General features: G+C 65.3%; 19 protein-coding genes. 12 read left to right on the top strand and 7 right to left on the bottom strand.

Annotated features, from left to right (window positions below; genetic code table 11):
- Positions 1 to 2: 2 nt before the first annotated feature.
- Together GGD66_RS36105 and GGD66_RS36100 are read right to left on the bottom strand one after the other, a co-directional pair.
- Positions 3 to 800 (bottom strand): ABC transporter ATP-binding protein, encoded by a 798-nt coding sequence (locus GGD66_RS36105; RefSeq protein ID WP_018318823.1) that lies wholly within the window; start codon positions 798 to 800, stop codon positions 3 to 5.
- A 66-nt stretch (positions 801 to 866) separates the two neighbouring features.
- Positions 867 to 1,733 (bottom strand): IclR family transcriptional regulator, encoded by an 867-nt coding sequence (locus GGD66_RS36100; RefSeq protein WP_026202076.1) that lies wholly within the window; start codon positions 1,731 to 1,733, stop codon positions 867 to 869.
- Positions 1,734 to 1,864: 131 nt separating this feature from the next.
- Between GGD66_RS36100 and GGD66_RS36095 the strand changes: the two genes are divergently transcribed.
- The 10 genes from GGD66_RS36095 (at position 1,865) to GGD66_RS36055 (ending at position 13,600) form a co-directional block, all read left to right on the top strand.
- Positions 1,865 to 3,961 (top strand): 3-hydroxyacyl-CoA dehydrogenase NAD-binding domain-containing protein, encoded by a 2,097-nt coding sequence (locus GGD66_RS36095; protein ID WP_183261453.1) that lies wholly within the window; start codon positions 1,865 to 1,867, stop codon positions 3,959 to 3,961.
- A 220-nt stretch (positions 3,962 to 4,181) separates the two neighbouring features.
- Positions 4,182 to 5,864 (top strand): dicarboxylate--CoA ligase PimA, encoded by a 1,683-nt coding sequence (pimA, locus tag GGD66_RS36090; RefSeq protein WP_183261451.1) that lies wholly within the window; start codon positions 4,182 to 4,184, stop codon positions 5,862 to 5,864.
- The gene (locus GGD66_RS36085) at positions 5,861 to 7,048 is read left to right on the top strand and encodes an acetyl-CoA C-acyltransferase (RefSeq protein WP_183261449.1); all 1,188 of its coding nucleotides are present in this window, start codon (positions 5,861 to 5,863) and stop codon (positions 7,046 to 7,048) included. Before pimA ends, GGD66_RS36085 begins: the two co-directional genes overlap by 4 nt.
- A gap of 16 nt (positions 7,049 to 7,064) precedes the next feature.
- Positions 7,065 to 8,255, top strand: coding sequence for a pimeloyl-CoA dehydrogenase large subunit (pimC, locus tag GGD66_RS36080; RefSeq protein ID WP_018318818.1), 1,191 nt, complete (start codon positions 7,065 to 7,067; stop codon positions 8,253 to 8,255).
- A gap of 130 nt (positions 8,256 to 8,385) precedes the next feature.
- On the top strand, positions 8,386 to 9,528 hold the full coding sequence (gene pimD / locus GGD66_RS36075; RefSeq protein ID WP_183261447.1) for a pimeloyl-CoA dehydrogenase small subunit: 1,143 nt from the start codon (positions 8,386 to 8,388) through the stop codon (positions 9,526 to 9,528).
- Positions 9,529 to 9,678: 150 nt separating this feature from the next.
- Positions 9,679 to 10,452: an SDR family NAD(P)-dependent oxidoreductase gene (locus GGD66_RS36070; protein WP_183261445.1), complete on the top strand. Its 774-nt coding sequence runs from the start codon at positions 9,679 to 9,681 to the stop codon at positions 10,450 to 10,452.
- Between the two features lie 131 nt (positions 10,453 to 10,583).
- Positions 10,584 to 10,763 (top strand): endonuclease domain-containing protein, encoded by a 180-nt coding sequence (locus GGD66_RS42110; RefSeq protein ID WP_283814512.1) that lies wholly within the window; start codon positions 10,584 to 10,586, stop codon positions 10,761 to 10,763.
- A complete protein-coding gene (locus GGD66_RS42105) occupies positions 10,732 to 10,929 on the top strand; it encodes a DUF559 domain-containing protein (protein WP_283814511.1) in 198 nt (65 codons plus the stop codon). The genes GGD66_RS42110 and GGD66_RS42105 overlap by 32 nt, the downstream gene beginning before the upstream one ends.
- Positions 10,930 to 11,232: 303 nt before the next feature.
- The gene (glpK, locus tag GGD66_RS36060) at positions 11,233 to 12,738 is read left to right on the top strand and encodes a glycerol kinase GlpK (protein ID WP_092254339.1); all 1,506 of its coding nucleotides are present in this window, start codon (positions 11,233 to 11,235) and stop codon (positions 12,736 to 12,738) included.
- 268 nt (positions 12,739 to 13,006) lie between these two features.
- On the top strand, positions 13,007 to 13,600 hold the full coding sequence (locus tag GGD66_RS36055) for a GNAT family N-acetyltransferase (RefSeq protein ID WP_183261443.1): 594 nt from the start codon (positions 13,007 to 13,009) through the stop codon (positions 13,598 to 13,600).
- A 345-nt stretch (positions 13,601 to 13,945) separates the two neighbouring features.
- Here the strand turns inward: GGD66_RS36055 and GGD66_RS36050 are convergent, their stop codons facing one another.
- Together GGD66_RS36050 and GGD66_RS36045 are read right to left on the bottom strand one after the other, a co-directional pair.
- Complete coding sequence (locus GGD66_RS36050; RefSeq protein WP_183261440.1) at positions 13,946 to 14,365, bottom strand: DUF6636 domain-containing protein; 420 nt, start codon at positions 14,363 to 14,365, stop codon at positions 13,946 to 13,948.
- 11 nt (positions 14,366 to 14,376) lie between these two features.
- Positions 14,377 to 15,360: a threonine/serine dehydratase gene (locus GGD66_RS36045; RefSeq protein ID WP_183261438.1), complete on the bottom strand. Its 984-nt coding sequence runs from the start codon at positions 15,358 to 15,360 to the stop codon at positions 14,377 to 14,379.
- A gap of 27 nt (positions 15,361 to 15,387) precedes the next feature.
- On the opposite strand from GGD66_RS36045, the gene GGD66_RS36040 reads away from it, so the two are divergent.
- Together GGD66_RS36040 and GGD66_RS36035 are read left to right on the top strand one after the other, a co-directional pair.
- Positions 15,388 to 15,690: a helix-turn-helix transcriptional regulator gene (locus tag GGD66_RS36040; RefSeq protein WP_018318809.1), complete on the top strand. Its 303-nt coding sequence runs from the start codon at positions 15,388 to 15,390 to the stop codon at positions 15,688 to 15,690.
- Positions 15,691 to 15,824: 134 nt separating this feature from the next.
- Positions 15,825 to 16,454 carry a glutathione S-transferase family protein gene (locus tag GGD66_RS36035; protein ID WP_092254347.1) on the top strand — a complete coding sequence of 210 codons (630 nt, stop codon included), beginning with the start codon at positions 15,825 to 15,827 and terminating at the stop codon, positions 16,452 to 16,454.
- Positions 16,455 to 16,783: 329 nt separating this feature from the next.
- On the opposite strand, the gene GGD66_RS36030 is transcribed toward GGD66_RS36035, so the two are convergent.
- From GGD66_RS36030 to metF, 3 genes are all read right to left on the bottom strand, one after another.
- Positions 16,784 to 17,824, bottom strand: coding sequence for a tetratricopeptide repeat protein (locus GGD66_RS36030; RefSeq protein ID WP_183261436.1), 1,041 nt, complete (start codon positions 17,822 to 17,824; stop codon positions 16,784 to 16,786).
- Between the two features lie 194 nt (positions 17,825 to 18,018).
- Positions 18,019 to 21,870, bottom strand: coding sequence for a methionine synthase (metH, locus tag GGD66_RS36025; protein WP_183261434.1), 3,852 nt, complete (start codon positions 21,868 to 21,870; stop codon positions 18,019 to 18,021).
- A gap of 5 nt (positions 21,871 to 21,875) precedes the next feature.
- Positions 21,876 to 22,796, bottom strand: a complete 921-nt coding sequence (gene metF, locus GGD66_RS36020; protein ID WP_092254352.1) for a methylenetetrahydrofolate reductase [NAD(P)H] — start codon at positions 22,794 to 22,796, stop codon at positions 21,876 to 21,878.
- Positions 22,797 to 22,876: the final 80 nt, after the last annotated feature.

Raw genomic sequence — 22,876 nt, 5'->3', positions numbered from 1 at the left:
CGTCATTGGTCCTTGCTCCCGAGATAGGCCTTGATGACGTCGGGGTCCGCCTGCACCTGGGCCGGCGTGCCTTCCGCGAGCTTCTTGCCGAAATTCAGCGCGACGACGTGGTCGGCGATCGACATCACGAGTCCCATGTGATGCTCGACCAGCAGCACGGTCATGTGGCGCTCGTCGCGGATCTTGCGGATGAGATCGCCGAGCACGTAGACCTCTTCGTGGTTGAGGCCACCGGCGGGCTCGTCGAGCAGCAGGATCTTGGGATCGGCAGCCAGTGCCCGGGCCAGCTCGACGCGCTTCTGCGTGCCGAAGGGCAGGCCGGAGACCACGGTGTGGGCGACGTCCTCGAGGTCGAGATAGGCGAGGATCTCGTGCACCTTCTTGTTGACGCTGGTTTCGCTGCGGCGAACCCATGCAAGCTTCAGCGAGTCGCTGATGATGTCGCTGGAGGTCCTCGAATGCGCGCCGACGCGGACGTTATCCATCACCGAGAGGTTCGGAAACAGCGCCACGTTCTGGAAGGTGCGGCCGATGCCGATCTCGGCGATCCGGTGCGGCGGCCGCGTCAGGATGCTCGCACCCTCCATCAGGATGTCGCCGGATGACGGCTGGTAGAGCCGGGACAGGCAGTTGAAGAGCGTGGTCTTGCCGGCGCCGTTGGGGCCGATCAAGCCGAGGATCTGGCCCTTGTGCATGTCGAAGGACACGCCGTTGAGCGCGATGATGCCGCCGAACACGACGCTGACGTCGCGAACAGCGAGCAGGGGCGATGTCCCCTGCGCGAGCTGTGCCTGCGTCATCTCGTCTCGCTCACGTCATTCAGTGAGCGAAGGAGCGATGTGAACCGCTCCCGATGATGACAAAGGCTATCTGAATCCCTCGGCCACACGCGCAACTTTTCCTCCTGATTTCAGCTTTTTGCTGACGTCTTTTTTGGAATGCGGCATTAGACCCCCGAGCGCCGCTTCGATGTTCCTTACCATCGCTAAGAGACGCGGTCCAATGTCGTTGATCAAACGCTCTTCCGTGAAGCGGAATGCGGGCGCGCCGCAATTGAATGCGTAGGGACCGGTTCCGTCGTTGAGCCTGAGTGCGACGCCGGCGGCGCCGATGTCGTCGTGCCAGTCGCCGACGGAGATCGCAAAACCGTATTTCGCGACGGTTTCGCCGGAACGTTCCAGCCCGTCGCGCATCTTGGGCCAGCGGCTGCCGTAATGTTCGCGCAAGAGGCGGGACAGGTCTGCGCGGTCCGCGTCGTCGAGCGCCCAGAAATAGGCGCGGCCCATCGCGCTGGTTGCAATCGGCACGCGAGAGCCGACGTCAAGTTGAACCCCGACAGTCTCGCTGCCGCGACTTTGCCCGAAATAGATCATGCTGTGACGGTCGCGGCCGCCGACGGCGACGGCACCGCCCGTCGCGCGCATCACTTCCTCGCGGAACGGCTCGGACAAATGCCGAACGCCGAGATTGGCGAGCGCGGCGTAGCCGAGCGACATCGCCGCGGGTGTGAGCTGATACTTCTCGAAGCGGGGAACCGGCGCAAGATAGCCCAGCTTGGTCAAGGTGTAGGTCAGCCGAGACACCGTCGGCTTCGGCAGGTTGGTGCGAGCCGCAATCTCCTGATTGCCGAGAAGGCCGTCATTGGGGTGGAAAGCGCGCAATACGTCCAGTCCGCGGGAAAGCGCGACGACGAAATTCCGATCGGTCGCAGTCTTCTTTCCTGTACGCTTCATCCCTGATCTGCTTCTTGCGCGGAGTCGTTGACAAGCCACGTGCTTCAAAATAACCCTGCCGTCAAGATGCGGAATTAAATTCCGCACCGCGAAATCGAACAAAAGTAAATCCCCACCAAGGAGGGAACACCGTGAGCGAAGTGGTCAAGCTTGAGCGTCATGACGAAGTCGGGATCGTCACGGTCGACAGCCCTCCGGTCAACGCGCTGAGTGCCGCGGTCCGCGGCGGCATTCTGGAGTGCATCAAGGCTGCGATTGCCGATCCCGCCATCAAGGGCATCGTGCTGACCTGCGCCGGCCGCACCTTCATTGCCGGTGCCGACATCACCGAATTCGGCAAGCCGCCGAAGGCGCCCGCCCTCAACGACGTGCTGTCCGAGATCGAGAATTCGCCCAAGCCCGTGGTTGCCGCGATCCACGGTACCGCGCTCGGCGGCGGCCTCGAGGTCGCGCTCGCCTGTCATTTCCGCGTCGCGGTGAAAGAGGCAAGGCTCGGCCTGCCCGAGGTGAAGCTCGGTCTTCTGCCGGGCGCCGGCGGCACCCAGCGCCTGCCGCGCGCGGTCGGTCCCGAACTCGCCGTCAAGATGATCGTCGGCGGTGATCCCATTGGTGCGGTGGAAGCGCTCAAGAACGGCCTGATCGAGGAAATCATCGAGGGGCCGGCATCGGGCGGCGAAGCCTTCGTGCGAAAGCTGCTGGCCGAGAAGCGTCCGCTGCGGCGCCTGCGCGACGACGATTCCAAGATCGCGGCGGCCAAGGCGGACCGCTCGATCTTCACCAATGCGGTCGCCGCCATGACCAAGAAGTCGCGCGGCCTGGAGGCGCCGTTCGCCGCCGCCGACGCCGTGGGCTACGCCATTGACCTACCCTTCGACGAAGGCCTGAAGAAGGAACGCGAGGGCTTCCTGAAGCTCGTCGCCAGCGACCAGTCCAAGGCGCAGCGTTACGCGTTCTTCGCCGAGCGCGAGGCTGCCAAGATCGCGGGCGTTCCTGACGGCACCAAGTCGCGTCCCGTGAACCGTGTCGCCATCCTCGGCGCCGGCACCATGGGCGGCGGCATCGCGATGTCCTTTGCCAATGCCGGCGTTCCCGTCACCCTGATCGAGACCGGTGAGGAGCAGCTCAAGCGCGGCATGGGCATCATGCAGAAGAACTGGGAAGCGACCGCGGCGCGCGGCGGCATCCCGGCCGACGCGCCCGCCAAGCGCATGGCGCTGATCAACGGCGTCGTCGGTATCGAGAATGTCGGCGATGCCGATCTCGTCATCGAAGCCGTGTTCGAGACCATGGCGGTGAAGAAGGAAGTGTTCGGCAAGCTCGACCAATACGCCAAGCCCGGCGCCGTGCTCGCCTCCAACACCTCGTATCTCAACATCGACGAGATCGCGAAGTCGACCAAGCGTCCGCAGGACGTGCTCGGCATGCACTTCTTCTCGCCGGCCAACGTCATGAAGCTGTGCGAGATCGTGCGCGCCGACAAGACCGCGCCGGACGCGCTGGTGACTGCGGTGACTATCGCGCGAAAAATCGCGAAGGTGCCGGCCGTGGTCGGCGTCTGCGACGGCTTCGTCGGCAACCGCATGCTCGCCCAGCGCGGCAAGCAGTCCGAGAAGCTGCTGTTCGAAGGCGCGCTGCCGCAGCAGGTCGACGCCGTGGTGACGAAGTTCGGTATGCCGATGGGGCCGTTTGCGATGGGCGACCTCGCCGGCCTCGACATTGGCTGGCGCTCGCGGAAAGACCGCGGCATCAAGTCGGAGATCGCGGACGCACTGTGCGAGGCCGGCCGCTTCGGCCAGAAGACCGGCAAGGGCTACTACAAGTACGAAGCCGGCAGCCGCTCGGCGCTGCCCGATCCGGAGGTCGAGAAGCTGATCGACGAGACGCTCGCCCGTCTCGGCCGCAAGAAGCGCGTCGTCAGCGACGACGAGATCCTCGAGCGCATGATGTATCCGATGATCAACGAGGGCGCGAAGATCCTCGAAGAGGGCATCGCGGCGCGTCCCTCCGACATCGATGTGGTCTGGCTCTATGGCTATGGCTGGCCGATCTATCGCGGCGGCCCGATGTTCTGGGCCGACAGCGTCGGTCTCAAGCACATCGCCGATCGCCTGGCCTTCTACGCCAAGGAGACCAACGACCCGAGCCTCGAGCCGGCACCGCTGCTGAAGAAGCTCGCGGCCGAAGGCAAGACGTTTGCGTCGCTGGCGGCGGCGTCGAAGGCGGCGTGATCGGATTGGGTGCTGCTGCGATGTCGCGCTCCGGGCAAAGCTCTCTCCGTTCCCTCCCCCCTTGTGGGGGAGGGGCAGGGAGGGAGGTGGCCCCGGGCGAGATCGGAATTTGTGGCTACCCCCTTCCCCAACCCTTCCCCACAAGGGGGAAGGGAGCCCGTCCGCCGGTGCCCACCTCACACGACCCGGCGACTACCGTTTTGCAGAGTATCGATCGCCAATGACCCATCCCGGCGAACAGTTCTATCCCGAGGGCGTGCGGTGGGACGACACCATCGTCCAGGGCACGCTGCCTGACCTGCTGTCGAAAGCTGCCGCCGATTACGGCCCGCGCACCGCTCTGGAATTTCGAGATCGCCCGATCACATACACGGAGCTCGCAGCTCAGGCCGAGCGCGCGGCGGCGGCGTTCCTGCGCGCCGGCTGCGGCAAGGGCTCCTCCGTCGCGCTGTTCCTCGGCAACTCGCCGGACCATCCCGTCAATTTCTTCGGCGCGCTGAAGGCAGGCGCCCGCCTCGCGCATCTGTCGCCGCTCGACGGCGAGATCGCGCTGACGCACAAGATCTCGGACTCCGGCTCGCGCCTGCTGGTCACCTCAAACCTTGCGGCGCTGCTGCCGACCGCGCTGAAGTTTTTGGAGAAGGGGCTGATCGACCGTCTCGTCGTCTGCGAGGACGATCATTGGGGCAAGATCGGCACGCCGCAGGCGGCGATCCCGGATGATCCCCGCATCGTCACCTTCAAGGCCTTCACCGAGGGCGCGACCGCGCCGGCCCAATGGCCTGTCGTAACGGCCGACGACGTCGCGCTGCTGCAATATACCGGCGGCACCACCGGTCTGCCCAAGGGCGCGATGCTCACCCACGGCAATCTCACCTCGGCGGTGTCGATCTACGATGTCTGGGGCAAGCCATCGCGCGCCGCGCGCGGCGAGACGATCGAGCGCGTCATCTGCGTGCTGCCGCTGTTCCACATCTACGCGCTGACCGTGGTGCTGCTGTCCTCGCTCAGCCGCGGCAATCTGGTCTCGCTGCATCAGCGCTTCGACGTCGAAGCCGTGATGCGCGACATCGAGGTCAAGCGCGCGACTTATTTTCCGGGCGTGCCGACGATGTGGATCGCGATCGCCGCGCTGCCTGATCTGGACAAGCGCGACTTCTCCTCGCTCGCGACTATCGGCTCCGGCGGCGCGCCGCTGCCGGTGGAGGTCGCGAACTTCTTCGAGCGCAAGGTCGGCAAGAAGCTGCGCAGCGGCTGGGGCATGACCGAGACCTGTTCGCCCGGCACCGGCCACCCGCCGACGGGGCCGGACAAGCCCGGCTCGATCGGCCTGATGCTGCCCGGCATCGAGCTCGACGTCGTCGCGCTCGATGATCCCAAGCGCGTGCTTGCGCCGGGCGAAGTCGGGGAGATCCGCATCAAGGGCCCGAATGTCACCAGGGGCTACTGGAACAAGCCGGAGGGATCCACGGACGCCTTCGTCGACGGCCGCTTCCTCACCGGCGACATCGGCTATGTCGACACCGACGGCTATTTTTTCCTGGTCGACCGCAAGAAGGACATGATCATCTCCGGCGGCTTCAACGTCTATCCGCAGATGATCGAGCAGGCGATCTACACCATTGCTGGCGTGCACGAGGTGATCGTGCTCGGCATTCCCGACCAGTACCGCGGCGAGGCCGCGAAGGCCTTCATCAAGCTTAAGCCGGACACAAAGCCGTTCGCGCTCGACGAGCTGCGCGCGCAGCTCGCCGGCAAGCTCGGCAAGCACGAATTGCCGGCCGAGGTCGAGTTCGTCGACGATCTGCCGCGTACGCCGGTCGGAAAATTGTCGCGCCACGAATTGCGCCAGCAGCAGAAACCGTCACAATCCACTAAAACCGCATCAGGAGCTCGTTCTTGACCGACGCCGTCATCGTTTCCACCGCCCGCACCCCGATCGGCAAGGCCTATCGCGGCGCGCTCAATGCCACCGAGGGCGCAACCCTGCTCGGCCACGCCATCGGCGAAGCCGTCGCGCGTGCCAAGGTCGATCCGAAGGAGATCGAGGACGTCGTGATGGGCGCGGCGCTGCAGCAGGGCGCGACCGGCGGCAACATCGCGCGCAAGGCGCTGCTGCGCGCCGGCCTTCCCGTCACCGTCGCCGGCACCACGATCGACCGGCAATGTGCCTCGGGCCTGCAGGCGATCGCGCTCGCCGCGCGCTCGGTGATCTTCGACGGCGTCGAGATCGCGGTCGGCGGCGGCGGCGAGTCGATCAGCCTCGTGCAGAACGACAAGATGAACGGCTTCCACGCCCAGGACCCGGCGCTGCTCAAGATCAAGGGCGAGGTCTACATGCCCATGATCGACACCGCGGAGATCGTCGCCAAGCGCTACGGCATTTCGCGCGAGCAGCAGGACGAGTATTCGCTGGAGAGCCAGCGCCGCACTGCGGCTGCCCAGCAGGGCGGCAAGTTCAAGGAGGAGATCGCGCCGATCACGACGCAGATGGCAGTCACCGATAAGGCGACCGGCGCCGTGTCGATGAAGGACGTCACGCTGTCGCAGGACGAAGGTCCGCGCCCCGAGACCACGATCGAAGGCCTCGCCGGCCTCAAGCCCGTGCGCGGTGAGGGCTTTTCGATCACCGCCGGCAATGCCAGTCAGCTCTCCGACGGCGCCAGCGCCTCCGTCATCATGAGCGACAAGGAAGCCTCGAAGCGCGGCCTCAAGCCGCTCGGCATCTTCCGCGGCTTCGTCTCCGCCGGCTGCGAGCCGGACGAGATGGGCATCGGCCCGGTCTTCGCCGTGCCGCGCCTGCTCAAGCGCCACGGCCTCACCGTCGACGACATCGGCCTGTGGGAGCTGAACGAAGCTTTCGCGGTGCAGGTGCTGTATTGCCGCGACAAGCTCGGCATCGATCCCGACAAGATCAACGTCGACGGCGGTGCGATCGCGGTCGGCCATCCCTACGGCATGTCCGGCGCGCGCCTCACCGGCCACGCTTTGATCGAAGGCCGCCGCCGCAAGGCGAAATATGCGGTGGTCACCATGTGCGTCGGCGGCGGCATGGGCGCGGCCGGCTTGTTCGAGATTTTGCAGTAATTCACAGGAGGATCCGATGGATCTCGCATTCACGAAAGAAGAGCAGGCGTTTCGCGAGGAAGTGCGGCAGTTCTTCCGCGACAACGTGCCGCCGGATACGCGGCGCAAGATGGTCGAGGGGCGTCATCTCAGCAAGGACGAGATGGTGACGTGGTGGCGCATTCTCAACAAGAAGGGCTGGGGCGTCAGCCACTGGCCCAAGCAATATGGCGGCACCGGCTGGACCAGCGTGCAGCACTACATCTTCAACGAGGAGCTGCAGTCCTATCCGGCGCCGCAGCCGCTCGCCTTCGGCGTCAGCATGGTCGGCCCCGTCATCTACACCTTCGGCAACGAGGAGCAGAAGAAGCAATATCTGCCGCGCATCGCCAATGTCGATGATTGGTGGTGCCAGGGCTTCTCCGAGCCGGGTTCGGGCTCCGACCTTGCCTCGCTCAAGACCAAGGCAGAGCGCAAGGGCGACAAGTGGATCATCAACGGCCAGAAGACCTGGACTACGCTCGCCCAGCACGCCGACATGATCTTCTGCCTCTGCCGCACCGATCCCGGCGCCAAGAAGCAGATGGGCATCTCCTTCATCGTGTTCTCGATGAAGTCGAAAGGCGTCACGGTGCGCCCGATCCAGACCATCGACGGCGGCGTCGAGGTCAACGAAGTGTTCTTCGACGACGTCGAGGTGCCCTACGAGAACCTGATCGGCGAGGAGAACAAGGGCTGGGATTACGCCAAATTCCTGCTCGGCAATGAGCGCACCGGCATCGCCCGCGTCGGCGTCTCCAAGGAGCGGCTGCGCCGCATCCGCGATCTCGCCGGCAAGGTCGAATCCGGCGGCAAGCCGATCATCCAGGACGCCGCTTTCCGCGAGAAGCTCGCCGCCTGCGAGATCGAGCTGAAGGCGCTCGAGCTGACTCAATTGCGCGTCGTCGCCGACGAAGGCAAGCACGGCAAGGGCAAGCCCAATCCGGCCTCCTCGGTGCTCAAGATCAAGGGCTCCGAGATCCAGCAGACCACCACCGAGCTGCTGATGGAAGTAATCGGCCCGTTCGCCGCGCCCTACGACGTGCATGGCGACGACGGCTCGAACGAAGCCATGGACTGGACCGCCCAGATCGCGCCGAGCTACTTCAACAACCGCAAGGTCTCGATCTACGGCGGCTCCAACGAGATCCAGCGCAACATCATCGCCAAGGCGGTGCTGGGGCTCTAATGTCATTCCGGGGCGCGCGTCAGCGCGAACCCGGAATCTCGCGCCACAATCTCTGGATTCCGGGTCCCCGCGCTATCGCGCGTGTCCCGGAATGACGAAGCAAAATTCCGGGTACGAGGAACCAAACAACATGGATTTTGATCTGAACGAGGAGCAGCGGCTTCTCAAGGAAAGCATCGACGGCCTGCTGACCGACTCCTACGATTTCGAGCAGCGCAAGAAGTACATGAAGGAGAAGGGCGGCTGGAGCAAAACCGTCTGGCTCAAGCTTGCCGAGCAGGGCCTGCTCGGCCTGCCCTTCAGCGAGGCCGATGGCGGCTTCGGCGGCGGCGGCGTCGAGACCATGATCGTGATGGAGGCGCTCGGCAAGGCGCTGGTGCTCGAGCCGTATCTGGCAACGGTCGTGATCGGCGGCGGCTTCCTGCGCCATGCCGGCACCGACGCGCAGAAGGCCGCGCACGTGCCCGGGATCATCGACGGCAGCAAGACGCTCGCGTTCGCCCAGCTCGAGAAGAACTCGCGCTACGATCTCTTCGACGTCTCGACCACGGCGAAGAAGAAGGGCGACGGCTGGGTCATCGACGGCGAAAAATTCGTCGTGCTCAACGGCGAGAATGCCGACACCTTGATCGTCACCGCGCGCACCAAGGGCGAGCGCCGCGACAGAAACGGCATCGGCGTGTTCCTGGTGCCGGCGAATGCCAAGGGCGTGACCAGGAAGTCCTACCCGACCCAGGACGGCCTGCACGCCGCCGACATCACGCTCACCGGTGTCGAAATCGGCCCCGATGCCGTGCTCGGCAATCCCGAGGATTCGCTGGCGCTGGTCGAGCGCGTCGTCGATGAAGCTCGCGTCGCGCTCTGCGCCGAGGCGGTCGGCTTGATGGACGAATCGCTCAAGACCACGGTCGAGTACATCAAGACCCGAAAGCAGTTCGGCGTCGCGATCGGCTCGTTCCAGTCGCTGCAGCACCGGGCGTCCGACATGTTCGTGGCGGCCGAGCAGGCGCGCTCGATGTCGATGTTCGCGACCATGGCGAACGATTTCGAGAACGCCAAGGAGCGCTCCAACGCCATCGCCGCGGCCAAGGTGCAGATCGGCAAGTCGCTGAAATTCGTCGGACAGCAGGCCATCCAGCTCCACGGCGGCATCGGCATGACCATGGAGGCGAAGATCGGCCACTACTTCAAGCGCCTCACCATGATCGAGAACTCGTTCGGCGACACCGATTACCACCAGCGCCGCGTCGCCGATGGTGGCGGGTTGATCTGAGGCCAAGCAACGACTGTCATCCCCCGCGAAAGCGGGGGATCCAGTACGCCGCGGCTTCTCGATTCAAGCCGCGCCGCCTCTGGAATACTGGATCGCCCGGCCAAGCCGGACGATGACACCGAGCAAGTTCAATCAACGGAGGCAACAACAATGAAAAACACCCCGTTCGATCTCACCGGCAAGGTCGCCGTGGTCACCGGCTCCAGCCGCGGCATCGGCCGCTCTTCCGCCGAACTGCTGGCGAAACTCGGCGCCAAGGTCGTGGTCTCCTCGCGCAAAGCCGACGCCTGCCGAGAGGTCGTCGACGGCATCATTGCGGCCGGCGGCGAGGCCACCGTCATCCCCTGCAACATCGCGCGCAAGGCCGAGGTCGAGGCGCTGATCGCGGGCGCGACCATGCATTACGGCAAGATCGACATCCTCGTCTGCAATGCCGCGGTGAATCCCTATTACGGCCCGCTGCTCGACATCACTGACGAGGCCTTCGACAAGATCATGGGCTCGAACGTCAAGAGCAACATCTGGCTCTCCGCGCTCGCGATTCCGCAAATGGCCGAGCGTGGCAACGGCTCCGTCGTCATCATCTCCTCGATCGGGGGCTTGCGCGGTTCCACCGTGATCGGCGCCTACGGCATCTCCAAAGCGGCCGATTTCGCGCTGTGCCGTTCGCTCGCCGGTGAGTGGGGCCCGAAAGGCGTCCGCGTCAACTGCATCGCGCCCGGCCTCGTCAAAACCGATTTCGCCCGCGCGCTGTGGGAAGACGAAGCCATGCTGAAGCGCCGCACCGCCACCACGCCGCTGCGCCGCATCGGCGAACCCGACGAAATCGCCGGCGCAGTGGCGTATCTGGCTTCCGATGCCTCGAGCTTCATGACTGGCCAGACCATCGTCATCGACGGCGGCGTCACCACGGCTGCGGTGTAGCCTTTCAACGACTTGCAATTGTAGTGAAGCGGCGCTTCACTTCACTCTCCCCTGGAGGGGTCCGGGACGAGCGTAGCTCGCCCGTGGGTCGCTCGCGCTCAGCGCGAGCGGGGTGGGGTGAGGCCACGGCAATGGTCTCAACATCAATCCGACGCGCCGCCGCGAAGAAGCTGAGGGCGAACACCACGCCGCACGAGCGAGCCTTGTGGCGCGCCCTCAAAGACCTCCCGATGGACGGATCGCACTTCCGCCGACAAGCGCCGATCGGCCCCTACGTCGTTGACTTCTTCTGTCCGGCCAAGCGGCAATGAAGACGATACGGCTGCCCGCGATCTCGCGCGTCAAGGTTGGCTCGAGAACGAAGGCTATCGAGTCATCCGATTCTGGAATTCTGAGATCGGGAGCGACCTGACGGCAGTGCTCGAACGGATTTATGTCGAGCTGTACGGATCGCGCGAAGCGCGCCATGCACCTTGAGCACCGGCGCAAGCGAAAAAGGTCAACCTGAATCGAGCTGCGCTCTTTCTTACCCTCCCCTGGAGGGGGAGGGTCGATCGCGCGTAGCGCGAGCGGGGTGGGGTGATCTCTCCACTCGGGCAGTGTTCGATGAGGCGAGACCGTCACCCCACCCCGTCTCGCATTTCGCTGCGCTCAATGTGAGCCGACCCTCCCCCTCCAGGGGAGGGTAAGAGGAGACCAACCTTGACCTTCCGCCTCCAATCCGCTCCCTTTGGCGCGACACAATGATCCCCTCCGGGGAAACGCCAAGGGTAAGCCGCCATGTCTTTCGTCCTCGCCATCGACCAGGGCACCACCTCCTCGCGCGCGATCGTGTTTCGCGGCGACATATCCATCGCGGCGAAGGCGCAGCAGGAGTTTCCGCAGCATTTTCCGGCCTCGGGCTGGGTCGAGCACGAGCCCGAGGACATCTGGACCTCGACGGTGATGGTCTGCCGCGAGGCGATCGAGCAGGCCGGCATCACCGCGAAGGACATCGCGGCGATCGGCATCACCAATCAACGCGAGACCACCGTGGTGTGGGACCGCGCCACCGGGCAGGCCGTGCATCGCGCCATCGTCTGGCAGGACCGCCGCACCGCCGACATCTGCGCCAAACTCAAGGCCGACGGCCGCGAGCCCGTGATCTCGCAGAAGACCGGGCTGATCATCGATCCCTATTTCTCCGGCACCAAGGTCGCCTGGATCCTCGACCACGTCCCCGGCGCCCGGGCGCGCGCCGCGCGCGGCGAACTGATGTTCGGCACGGTCGACTGCTATCTGCTCTGGCGCCTCACCGGCGGCAAGGTGCACGCCACCGACGCCACCAACGCCTCACGCACGCTGCTGTTCAACATCCACACCGGCCAATGGGACGACGAACTGCTGGAGATCATCGGCGTGCCGCGCTCGATGCTGCCCGAGGTGAAGGATTCCTCCGCGCGCTTTGGCGAAAGCACGCCCGATCTGTTCGGCGGCGCGATTGCGATCTCAGGCATCGCCGGCGACCAGCAGGCCGCCACCATCGGTCAGGCCTGCTTCCGCCCGGGCATGATGAAGTCGACCTACGGCACGGGTTGCTTCGCGCTGCTCAACACCGGCACCACGCCGGTCGTCTCCAAGAACAAGCTGCTCACCACCGTCGCCTACCAGCTCGATGGCAAACGCACTTACGCGCTCGAAGGCTCGATCTTCGTCGCCGGCTCAGCGGTGCAATGGCTGCGCGACGGCCTCGGCATCATCAAGCACGCCGCCGAGACCGGCCCGCTCGCCGATCAGTCCGACTCCATGCAGAGCGTCTATCTCGTTCCGGCCTTCGTCGGCATGGGCGCGCCCTATTGGAATCCGCGCGTTCGCGGCGCCCTGTTCGGCCTCACCCGCAACACCGGCCCCGCGGAGCTTGCCCATGCCGCGCTCGAAAGCGTCTGCTACCAGACTTTTGACCTCTGGGCCGCGATGCGCGCCGACTGGCCAAGCTCGGAAACCGCCAGCGTCGTGCTCCGCGTCGACGGCGGCATGACCGCCTCCGACTGGACCATGCAGCGCCTCGCCGATTTGCTGGACGCGCCGGTCGATCGCCCCGTGATCCAGGAGACCACCGCGCTGGGCGCCGCCTACCTCGCCGGCCTCCAGGCCGGCGTCTATCCCGAGCCCACAAAGTTCGCCGACAACTGGCGCCTCGAGCACCGCTTCAAGCCGAACATGAGCCAGGCGACGCGTGAGCGGAAGCTCGCGGGCTGGGCGAGGGCGGTGAAGGGCGTGCTGGCGAGCGATGAGGGGGAGGGCTGATACGCCACCATCCAAATCGTCGTCCCTGCCTAGTGCGCAATTGCGCACGGGCGCAGGGACCCATACCGCGAGGTTGTCGATGGCAGGCGGAGCCAATCCCGAACGATCGATCGTCGCCAAACCACTTCCTGTGGTTATCGCGACGAGCGCAAGCGCTCGCGCGGACGTCCCGGATCCAGCGCGCACTTAAGGCGCGCTTGTCCGGAACGACGATGAAGTGTTCAGCGTAAGCTCTGCAGTCTCGCGCTTTGAAGCCAGGTAACAAAGCATGATCCTCCCCGACGGCTATTCCGACGTGCCCGCCGGCAAGATCGCCGCCGTCGTCACCCATCTGGAGATGACCGCGCCGCCCGCGCGCCGCGACGATCCCCCCGGCGTCTGGACCCTGCGCAAGGTCGATACCCCCACGCTTCCTTGGTACCGCGATCTCTTCCGCCGCGTCGGCGAGGACTGGCTGTGGTTCTCGCGCGCCCGCATGACCGACACGGAGCTCGCCGCAACCATCCACGCGCCTGATATCGAGGTCTACGCACTGGTGGTGGACGGCCGCGATGAAGGCCTGCTCGAACTGGACTTCCGCGAGCCCGGCCAGTGCGAGCTGGTCTATTTCGGCGTCACCGCTCCCCTGATCGGCACTGGCGCCGCGCGCTTCCTGATGAACCGCGCGCTGGAGCGCGCCTGGTCGCGGGACGTCCGCCGCGTCTGGGTGCACACCTGCACGCTCGATCATCCATCCGCCGTCGCGTTCTACCAGCGCTCCGGCTTCCGCCCCTTCCGCCGCCAGATCGAGGTGGCGGACGATCCACGCCTCGACGGCACGGCGCCGCGGACGGCGGCGAAGCATGTGCCGATCATTGAGTGATGCGCGAGCGAGCGTAACCCAGATGAGCGGCTGGCCCGCCGCCGGTCGGAGGCGAACGCAATCAGGGGAGCGTCGCCGCATCTCGCTTTGCTCATGTCGGCTAAGATCGTCCGCTACCACACGCTTCGTCGTCATCCTGAGGTGCGCGCTCTTGCGCGCCTCGAAGGATGGGCCGCAAGCGCCCGTGGCCCATCCTTCGAGGCTCCCCTCGCGCTGCTCGCGCATCGCAAGGCTCGCGCCTCAGGATGACGGCTGAACTTGTGGCAGCACTTGTAGCCCGGATGGAGCGCAGCGCAATCCGGGACGGCGTCCCCGTACTCCGCTGCACTCCATGCAGACTACTCCTCAAAACAACCTCTGTTCTGCCCTCGCCAGCGAAAACCCCCGCTGCATCGCGTTGAAACACGTCAACCCCGTCTGCTCCGACCGGCACGTGAATCCTCCGCGCTGCCACACTTCGCCATAGGCCAGCACCGGCAGCGAGGCGTCCATCACGGTGTCACCGGCGCAGATGCGCCCCGCGGCTCCCTTCGCGCTCATCTCGAAGGCACGGCCCCAGTCGAGCTCGCAATCGGCCGGACGGCGCGGGCGGCTCTCCATGTTCATGATGTCGCAGCGGAGCACACCTTGTCCGTTATCGGTGAAGAACTGGCAGACGATGTTCTTCGACGGTGTCAGAAAGCCGATCGGGCGATCCTGGGCGTGGGCGGCCCCGATCATCGGCAGCAGGATCGATATCAGGATCAGTCCGCGTGGCGCCGTCATGTCATTCCCGCTCAACTGTCGAAATTCACCGCATTGGTGTTGGCGCCGCAGAGCAGAACCGCGACGCGCTCGGTGGGTGAGGGACGATAGCGGCCGGAGAGCACCGCGGCAAATGCCGCTGCGCCGCCGGGCTCGGCGACGAGACGCAAGCATGACCACAGGGCGGCCTGGGCCTGCCGGATCGCAGCGTCGCTGACGAGGACGACGCGCTCCACATGAGCGCGGGCGATCGGAAACATCAGTTCGCCGACGCGCCGCGGCGCAAGGCTGTCGGCGGCGAGACCGCCGGCAGGCGCATCGACTGGGGCGCCCGCTTCGAACGCGGCGTGCAGGGTAGGCGATTGCTCCGGCTCGACCGCAACGATGCGCGTCCTTCCCGCGAACCACGCCGCAATGCCGCCGATCAGCCCGCCGCCGCCGACCGCCACCAGCAGTGTGTCGATGCCGGGCGCGTCCTGATCCAGCTCCAGTCCGACGCTGCCCTGGCCGAGCAGGGTTTCGGCCTGGTCGTAGGCATGGACGGCAAGCGCGCCGGTCTGGGCGACATGCGCCTCGCTCGCAGCGAGCGCATCGGCGTAGCGGTTGCCCGCGATCACGAGCTTGGCGCCATAACCCCTGATCCGCTCGGCCTTCGCCGGTGAGGTGATGTCGGGCACGAAGATCGTGGCGGGAATGCCGATCCGCTGCGCCGCATAGGCGACGGCCGCGCCGTGGTTGCCGCCGGATGCGGCGACGACACCGGCCTGCGGCACCTGCCGCAGCAACAGATTGGCGAAGGCGCCGCGCGCCTTGAACGATCCGGAATGCTGCAGCATCTCGAGCTTGAACGCGAGGGGCGCCGCCGGCAGGCCGAAATCGGCGAGATCGGCCCGAAGAAGGGGCGTGCGCCTGATATGCGGACGGATGACCGCTTCGGTCGCCGCAATCCGCTCCCGTGTGATGTCCATTGTCGCTGTCATGATGCCGTCCAGAATAGCGCATCGGAGAGTTGACATCAATTAGGTAATTAGCAAAATGACTAAATGAAGTTTGCCGTCGCCCTGCGCGCGCTCGCCAACGAACGTCGCCTGCAGATCCTGGAATGGCTGCGGGATCCGCGGAAGCATTTTCGCGAGCAGGCCGATGGCGACCTGGTCGAGGATGGCGTCTGCGGATTGCTGATCGCCGAGAAGCTCGGCGTCAGCGCGCCGACGGTGAGCGAGCACATGCGGGTGCTGACCGCCGCCAAGCTGGTGCGCGCCAAGCGGATCAAGCAGTGGACGATGTACAAGCGCAACGAGACCGCGATTGCCGCGATCAAGCGCTCGATCCAGGACGGCCTCTGAGCGCGCAGCGCCATCGCGGGCGACGTTGCAGCCGGTGCAATGCTCCATTTCCGAGATATTTCTTGCGCCGCGCCGATCAGGTCGTGGAGACTGGACGGCCCCGCCGTGTCTAACCGCTTGGAAGAGCAAGAACCATGTTCCTGATCGGCCAATATGATTCCCCCTTCGTCCGCCGCGTCGCGATTGCGCTGCGGCTTTACGGGCTCGCCTTCGACCACAAGCCGTGGTCGACCTTCGGCGATGCCGACCAAATCGCGCCCTATAATCCGCTGCGGCGGGTGCCGACTTTGGTGCTCGACGACGGCGAGGCGCTGATCGAGAGCACGGTCATTTTGGATTATCTCGACGAACTTGTCGGGCCAGAGAAGGCGATGCTGCCCCGCAGTGGCACTGAGCGGCGGAAGCATTTGCGCATCTGCGCGCTCGCTTCCGGTCTCGGCGACAAGGCGGTGAGCCTGCTCTATGAGCGCGTGCTGCGGAAGGAGCAGCTCGCGCTGTGGGTCGAGCGTTGCCAGGCGCAGATTGGCGACGTGCTGAAAGTGCTGGAGGCCGAGCGCGCCAAGGTGACGACGCCGTACTGGCTGGGCGGCCGCATCGGCCACGCCGACATCGCGGTGGCTTGCGTCGTCCGCTTCACCCGCGAGGCGCATCCGCAGCTGTTCGACGCGTCGCGTTACCCGGCGCTGGCTGCGCATGCCGAGCGCTGCGAGGCACTGCCGCCATTTAAGGAGATCGTGCAGCCGCTGTCCCCGCCGAAGGGGTGATGCGCCTACCCTCCCCTGGAGGGGGAGGGTCGATCGCGCGAAGCGCGAGCGGGGTGGGGTGATCTCTCAACACGGGCGCTGTTGAATGCGGAGAGACCGTCACCCCACCTCGGTCCGCATTCCGCTACGCTGCATGCGAACCGATCCTCCCCTCCAGGGGAGGATGGGGATCGCGGGTGGGGCTTGGGTTTCCTAGACCATGAGCCGGAAAAGTGCGAAGCGGTCTTTCGAAAAGATCACACTTGAGCAGCAAGCCAAAGTGAGATGACGATTCATCGCGCTTTAGTCCGTCATCCAGAGTTCGCGCCTTGGCCGGAATGACGGGGCGACTACTTCCTCCGCGTCACGCCGTTCGTCCGCAGATACTCGTCCAGTTCAAACCCCAAATCCTCGGCACGATCGAAGTACGCCTCCGCGGCATCCGGGTCCTTCGCCATCCCTTCGCCGCGCGTCGCCATCACGCCGAGCGCTGCGGCGGCGCGGCCGACGCCGAGATCGGCGGCGCGCTTGTACCAGCGGATGGACTCGCCGAGATCCTTCTCGATGCCGGGCAATTGCCCGGTGGCATGGAGCGCGCCGAGATTGGCGGAGGCGCGCGGCTGGTCGCGTTGTCCGGCCTGCTTTAGGTAGAACACTGCCTTGTCGCGGTCACCGATGCCTTGCATCGCATAGACGAACAGCTCGAAATAGGCATCGGCGTTGCCGCGCTTCGCCGCTTCGAGATGCAATGCAAGGCTCTTGGCCACGTCCTTCGGTTGGCCGCGACCGTTGTAGGCCATCAGCCCCAGCAGGTAGCGCACGGCGCCATCGGGGTCGTCGCCTGCAAGCGCTTTCTGCGCGTAAGCATAGGCGTCGTCATATTTCCTGAACGTCCAATAGAGATTATAGGCGGTGAGATAGGCGCCGTAATCCGAGCCGAGTTCGGCCGCGCGTTTGTAGGCAGCGATCGCCGCGTCGCGATCGCGCGGCACGCCCCAGCCGTTCCAGAGGCAGCGGCCATAGTCGACCCAGGCGTTGGCGTGCCCGCCGAGCGCGACCTCATGCAGCGCCCTTGCCAGCGTGTCGCGACTCTCGACCGGCGCCTTGCCTGCCTCGATCGCATTGAACAGGGCTACCGCGGCCAAATAGAGCTGGTCATCGCGCGACGGCGAGCGGGGTTGGGCGAGGAGCTTTGTGACGGTTTGCATGGTTCCGCTGGCATCATTTGACTTGGACGGTTGCTGCGCAACCTCGGCCACCGCCGCATCGAGCGGGACGGCATGATGCAAGACGAAGATCCCGCCAATCATCACGAGGCAGGAGCCCAGGATTTTCAGATGATTACGAATGCCGCCCTCCCGCGCGCCGGCCGGATGTTTGTCGTATCCCATCCGGTACACGAGATCGGAGCATGTGGCATCTGACGGAGTGCTGACGCGGCGGGCGATGATGGAATATTACAGGTGTTTTGCCCGACGCTGCAAATGCGGCCTCGGGGGGCCGAAATCGCTCAATCTTTTCAACCCCATCGCTACTGTGCATGGGGTTGTTTTTCAGATTTTTGGTTTTGCAGCGAGAGCGGGGCCTATCCCGCGCCCGCGCGCTTCTTCTGCCAGACCAGATGCACCGCGCAGGTGCAACCCGGCGGATGCGAGGCGAGATCCTTCGACGTCTCGTCGTTCGCCGCCGTTGCCGCAAAGGCCTTGTCACTGTCCTCTCGCGACGGGATGTAGTTCAGCACCGGCGCGAGCCAGCGCTCGGCTTCCGCGACGCTCATGCCCTTGCGCGCGGCGTAGTCCTCGACCTGGTCGCGCTCGATCTTGCCGACGCCGAAATAATAGCTCTCGGGGCTGGCGAAATAGAGCCCGGACACGCTGGAGCCCGGCCACATCGCAAAGCTCTCGGTCAGCTTCACGCCGCAGGTCGCTTCCGCATCGAGCAGCTCGAACAGCGTCGCCTTCTCGGTGTGGTCGGGCTGCGCAGGATAGCCCGGCGCGGGGCGGATGCCCTGATACTTCTCGAGGATCAGCTCGTCGTTGGAGAGCGCCTCGTCGGGCGCGTAAGCCCAGAACTCGCGGCGCACGCGCGCATGCATGCGCTCGGCAAAGGCTTCCGCGAGCCGATCGGCCAGCGCCTTGCACAGGATCGAGGAGTAATCGTCGTTGGCCATCTTGAAGCGATCGGCGACCGCGTCCTCGCCGATGCCGGCCGTCACGACGAAGCCGCCGACATAGTCGGGCACGCCCGCAGGCGCGACGAAGTCGGCGAGCGCCGCGTTGAAGCGGCCCTCGCGCTTCTCGAGCTGCTGGCGCAGCGTGTGCAGCGTCGCGATCTTCTTCGTGCGGCTCTCGTCTGCAAAGAGCGCGATGTCGTCGCCTTCGGCATTCGCCGACCAGAAGCCGATCGTCGCGCGCGCCCGGAACCATTTTTCCTTGACGATGGTGTCGAGCATCTTGCGCGCGTCATCGTAGAGCGAGCGCGCGACCTCGCCGACCTTGGCGTCGTCGAGGATGGCGGGGAAGCGCCCCGCGAGCTCCCAGGTCTGGAAGAACGGCGTCCAGTCGATGCAATCGACCAGCTCGGCGAGGTCGTAGTCGTCAAAGCTACGGATGCCGAGGAAGGTCGGCTTCACCGGCCTGTTCTTGGCAAAGTCCACCGGCACGCGATTGGCGCGGGCGGCTTCCAGCTTCAGCCGCTTCTTGTCGGCCTGCGCGCGCAGATGCGCGTCCGAGATCTTGGCGTATTCGGCACGTACCTCGGCGGCATAGGCGTCGCGTTTCTCGGGCGAGAGCAGCGAGGACGCAACGCCGACGGCGCGGCTGGCGTCGTTGACATGCACGACGGGGCCGGCGCGATAGCTCGGGTCGATCTTGACGGCGGTATGCACGCGGCTCGTGGTGGCGCCGCCGATCAGCAGCGGCAGCTTGAGGCCCTCGCGCTGCAATTCGCCGGCGAAGAACGCCATCTCATCGAGCGAGGGCGTGATCAGGCCGGAGAGACCGACGATGTCGGCCTTCTCCGCCTTCACGGTCTCGACGATCTTGGCGGCGGGCACCATCACGCCGAGGTCGATCACCTCGAAATTGTTGCACTGGAGCACGATGCCGACGATGTTCTTGCCGATGTCGTGGACGTCGCCCTTCACGGTCGCGAGCACGATCTTGCCGGCGGAGGAGGAGCCTTCCGTGCCGACGCCGTTGGCGAGGTTGCGCGCCTTCTCTTCTTCCATGAACGGCATCAGCCAGGCCACCGCCTGCTTCATCACGCGGGCGGATTTCACCACCTGCGGCAGGAACATCTTGCCGTCGCCGAAGAGGTCGCCGACCACGTTCATGCCGGCCATCAGCGGGCCCTCGATCACGTCGAGCGGACGCGAGGACTGCTTGCGCGCCTCTTCGGTGTCCTGCTCGATGAACTCGGTGATTCCATGCACCAGCGAATGCGACAGCCGCTTTTCCACCGGCCATTCGCGCCAGGCGAGATCGGCCTCCTTGGCCTGGGTCTTGTTGCCGCGGAATTTCTCGGCCAGCGCCAGCAGGCGCTCGGACGCGCCCGGATCGCGGTTGAGGACGACGTCCTCGCACACCTGCCGCAGCTCCGGATCGATGTCGTCATAGACGATCATCTGGCCGGCATTGACGATGCCCATGTCCATGCCGGCCTTGATGGCGTGATACAGGAACACCGAGTGCATGGCCTCGCGCACCGGCTCGTTGCCGCGGAACGAGAACGACAGATTGGAGACGCCGCCCGAGATGTGCGCGCCAGGCAGGTTCCGGCGGATCCAGCGCGTCGCCTCGATGAAGTCGACGCCGTAATTGTTGTGCTCCTCGATGCCGGTCGCGATTGCGAAGACGTTGGGATCGAAGATGATGTCTTCAGGCGGGAAGCCGACCTTGTTCACCAGGATGTCGTAGGCGCGCTTGCAGATTTCGGTCTTGCGCGCGAACGTGTCGGCCTGGCCGACCTCGTCGAACGCCATCACGACGACAGCCGCGCCATGACGGCGGGCGATCTTGGCCTCGTGAATGAACTTCTCCTCGCCTTCCTTCATCGAGATCGAGTTGACGACCGGCTTGCCCTGCACGCACTTCAGGCCGGCCTCGATCACCGAGAACTTGGAGGAGTCTACCATCACGGGGACGCGGGCGATGTCGGGCTCGGCGGCGACGAGGTTGAGGAACGTCACCATCGCGGCTTCAGAGTCGAGCAGGCCCTCGTCCATGTTGACGTCGATAACTACCGCGCCGTTCTCGACCTGGTCGCGCGCGACCTGCAGCGCCGCCGTGTAGTCGCCGGCGGTGATCAGCTTGCGGAAACGGGCGGAGCCCGTGACGTTGGTGCGCTCGCCGACGTTCACGAACGGGATTGCGTCGGTCAGGATGAAGGGCTCGAGGCCGGAGAGCCGCAGGCGCGATGCGATCTCCGGCACGATGCGCGGCTTGTGCGGGGCGACCGCGGCGGCAATCGCCGCGATATGGTCCGGCGTGGTGCCGCAGCAGCCGCCGACGATGTTGACGAGGCCGTCGCGCGCGAACTCGCCGACGAGGCGCGCCATGTATTCCGGCGTCTCGTCATACTGGCCGAACTCGTTGGGCAGGCCGGCGTTTGGATAGGCACACACCAGCGTGTCGGCGACACGACCGATATCGGCGATATGCGCGCGCAGATCTTCTGCGCCGAGCGCGCAGTTGAAGCCGATGGTGACAGGTTTTGCGTGCCTCACCGAATGCCAGAACGCTTCCGGCATCTGGCCGGACAGCAGGCGGCCGGATTTGTCGGTGATGGTGCCCGACACCATCACGGGCATGTCGATGCCGCGTTCTTCGGTGATCTCGGCGATCGCATAGAGCGCCGCCTTGGCGTTCAGCGTGTCGAAGATGGTCTCGACCAGCAGCAGGTCGACGCCGCCGTCGAGCATGCCACGGATCTGCTCGCCATAGGATTTGCGCAAATCGTCGAAGGTGACGGCGCGGTAGCCGGGATTGGACACGTCGGGAGAGATCGAGGCGGTGCGGTTGGTCGGGCCGATGGCGCCCGCGACGAAACGCGGCTTGCCGTCCTCCGCCTCGACGCGCCGCGCGGCATTGCCGGCGAGGCGGGCGCCTTCGCGCGCCATCTCGTAGACGATGTCGGTGAGGTCGTAATCGGCCTGCGCGATCGAGGTCGTGGAGAAGGTATTGGTCGCGACGATGTCGGCTCCCGCGCGCAAATACGCCGCGTGGATGTCCTCGATTGCCTGCGGCTGGGTCAGGATCAACAAATCGTTGTTGCCGCGCAGGTCGCGATGGAAGTCCTTGAAGCGCTCGCCGCGGAAGGCAGCCTCGTCGAACTGCAGGTTCTGAATCATCGTGCCCATGGCGCCGTCGAGCACGAGAATTCGCTCGCGCGCGGCGTTGAGCAGGGCAGTTCGCTTGGCGGAAACGGGTACGGTCATTTCTCTTACGCAGCCTTCTGAGCGCTCTTGGCACGGATGCCGAGCAAATGGCTGATCGCGAACACGAGATCGGCGCGGTTCATGGTGTAGAAATGGAAGGTGTCGACGCCGTGCTTGGCGAGCTTCTGCACCTGGCCGGCCGCGACGGTTGCGGCCACCAGCTTGCGGGTCTCGGCGTCGTCATCGAGGCCTTCAAATTTCGCGGCGAACCAGTCGGGCACGGTGGTGCCGGCGCGCGTCACGAAGGCTCTCGCCTGCTTGAAATTGTGCATGGGCATGATGCCCGGCACGATCGGGATGTCGATGCCGCGGGCGCGGACGCGGTCGAGATAGCGGAAGTAGAGGTCGTTGTCGAAGAACACCTGGGTGATCGCGCGCGTCGCGCCGGCATCGACCTTGGCCTTCAGCGTGTCGATGTCGTCATCGAAGTCGCGCGCTTCAGGATGCTTCTCGGGATAGGCCGACACCGACACTTCGATATCGCCGTGTCGCTTCTTGATCCCGGCGATGAGCTCGGGGGAGCTCTGATAGCCGTCGGGATGACTGGAATAGGGCGTGCCGATGCCGCCGGCGGGATCACCGCGCAAGGCGACGATGTGGCGGACACCGACCTCGTGATAGCGATCGACGATCTCGTCGATCTCGCCGCGCGAGGCGCCGACGCAGGTCAGATGCGCCGCCGGCAGCAGCGCGGTCTCCTTCAGGATGCGGGCGATGGTCGAATGGGTGCGCTCGCGGGTCGAGCCGCCGGCGCCATAGGTCACCGAGACGAATTTCGGGTCGAGCGGGGCGAGCCGGTTGATGGTCTCCCAGAGATTGCGTTCCATATCTTCCGTCTTGGGCGGAAAGAACTCGAAGGAGATCGCTGGCCGCTTCAGGTGCCCGTCTTGCCCGTCGGCTCGGGCAGGAATCGTCAGATCGGTCATGGCACCACTCGCTCCAGATGTGCCGCCAGATCCTGGCGGCCGACGGTCAGGTCTAGCTTGGGAAGCCTATGATAGGGCAA

Origin of the sequence: Bradyrhizobium sp. CIR48 (assembly GCF_014198315.1) — a bacterium.
In the GTDB taxonomy this organism is placed as follows: Bacteria; Pseudomonadota; Alphaproteobacteria; order Rhizobiales; family Xanthobacteraceae; genus Bradyrhizobium.
Note: the sequence above shows the minus strand (reverse complement) of the source record. Positions and strands in the feature narration are given on the sequence as shown.

What these genes read in the sequence shown, in the direction of transcription:
- GGD66_RS36105 (WP_018318823.1), bottom strand. Translation starts at nt 800, where the DNA reads ATGACGCAGGCACAGCTCGCGCAGGGGACATCGCCCCTGCTCGCTGTT.
- GGD66_RS36100 (WP_026202076.1), bottom strand. Translation starts at nt 1,733, where the DNA reads ATGAAGCGTACAGGAAAGAAGACTGCGACCGATCGGAATTTCGTCGTC.
- pimA (WP_183261451.1), top strand. Translation starts at nt 4,182, where the DNA reads ATGACCCATCCCGGCGAACAGTTCTATCCCGAGGGCGTGCGGTGGGAC.
- pimC (WP_018318818.1), top strand. Translation starts at nt 7,065, where the DNA reads ATGGATCTCGCATTCACGAAAGAAGAGCAGGCGTTTCGCGAGGAAGTG.
- pimD (WP_183261447.1), top strand. Translation starts at nt 8,386, where the DNA reads ATGGATTTTGATCTGAACGAGGAGCAGCGGCTTCTCAAGGAAAGCATC.
- GGD66_RS36070 (WP_183261445.1), top strand. Translation starts at nt 9,679, where the DNA reads ATGAAAAACACCCCGTTCGATCTCACCGGCAAGGTCGCCGTGGTCACC.
- GGD66_RS42110 (WP_283814512.1), top strand. Translation starts at nt 10,584, where the DNA reads ATGGTCTCAACATCAATCCGACGCGCCGCCGCGAAGAAGCTGAGGGCG.
- glpK (WP_092254339.1), top strand. Translation starts at nt 11,233, where the DNA reads ATGTCTTTCGTCCTCGCCATCGACCAGGGCACCACCTCCTCGCGCGCG.
- GGD66_RS36055 (WP_183261443.1), top strand. Translation starts at nt 13,007, where the DNA reads ATGATCCTCCCCGACGGCTATTCCGACGTGCCCGCCGGCAAGATCGCC.
- GGD66_RS36050 (WP_183261440.1), bottom strand. Translation starts at nt 14,365, where the DNA reads ATGACGGCGCCACGCGGACTGATCCTGATATCGATCCTGCTGCCGATG.
- GGD66_RS36045 (WP_183261438.1), bottom strand. Translation starts at nt 15,360, where the DNA reads ATGTCAACTCTCCGATGCGCTATTCTGGACGGCATCATGACAGCGACA.
- GGD66_RS36040 (WP_018318809.1), top strand. Translation starts at nt 15,388, where the DNA reads ATGAAGTTTGCCGTCGCCCTGCGCGCGCTCGCCAACGAACGTCGCCTG.
- GGD66_RS36035 (WP_092254347.1), top strand. Translation starts at nt 15,825, where the DNA reads ATGTTCCTGATCGGCCAATATGATTCCCCCTTCGTCCGCCGCGTCGCG.
- GGD66_RS36030 (WP_183261436.1), bottom strand. Translation starts at nt 17,824, where the DNA reads ATGGGATACGACAAACATCCGGCCGGCGCGCGGGAGGGCGGCATTCGT.
- metH (WP_183261434.1), bottom strand. Translation starts at nt 21,870, where the DNA reads ATGACCGTACCCGTTTCCGCCAAGCGAACTGCCCTGCTCAACGCCGCG.
- metF (WP_092254352.1), bottom strand. Translation starts at nt 22,796, where the DNA reads ATGACCGATCTGACGATTCCTGCCCGAGCCGACGGGCAAGACGGGCAC.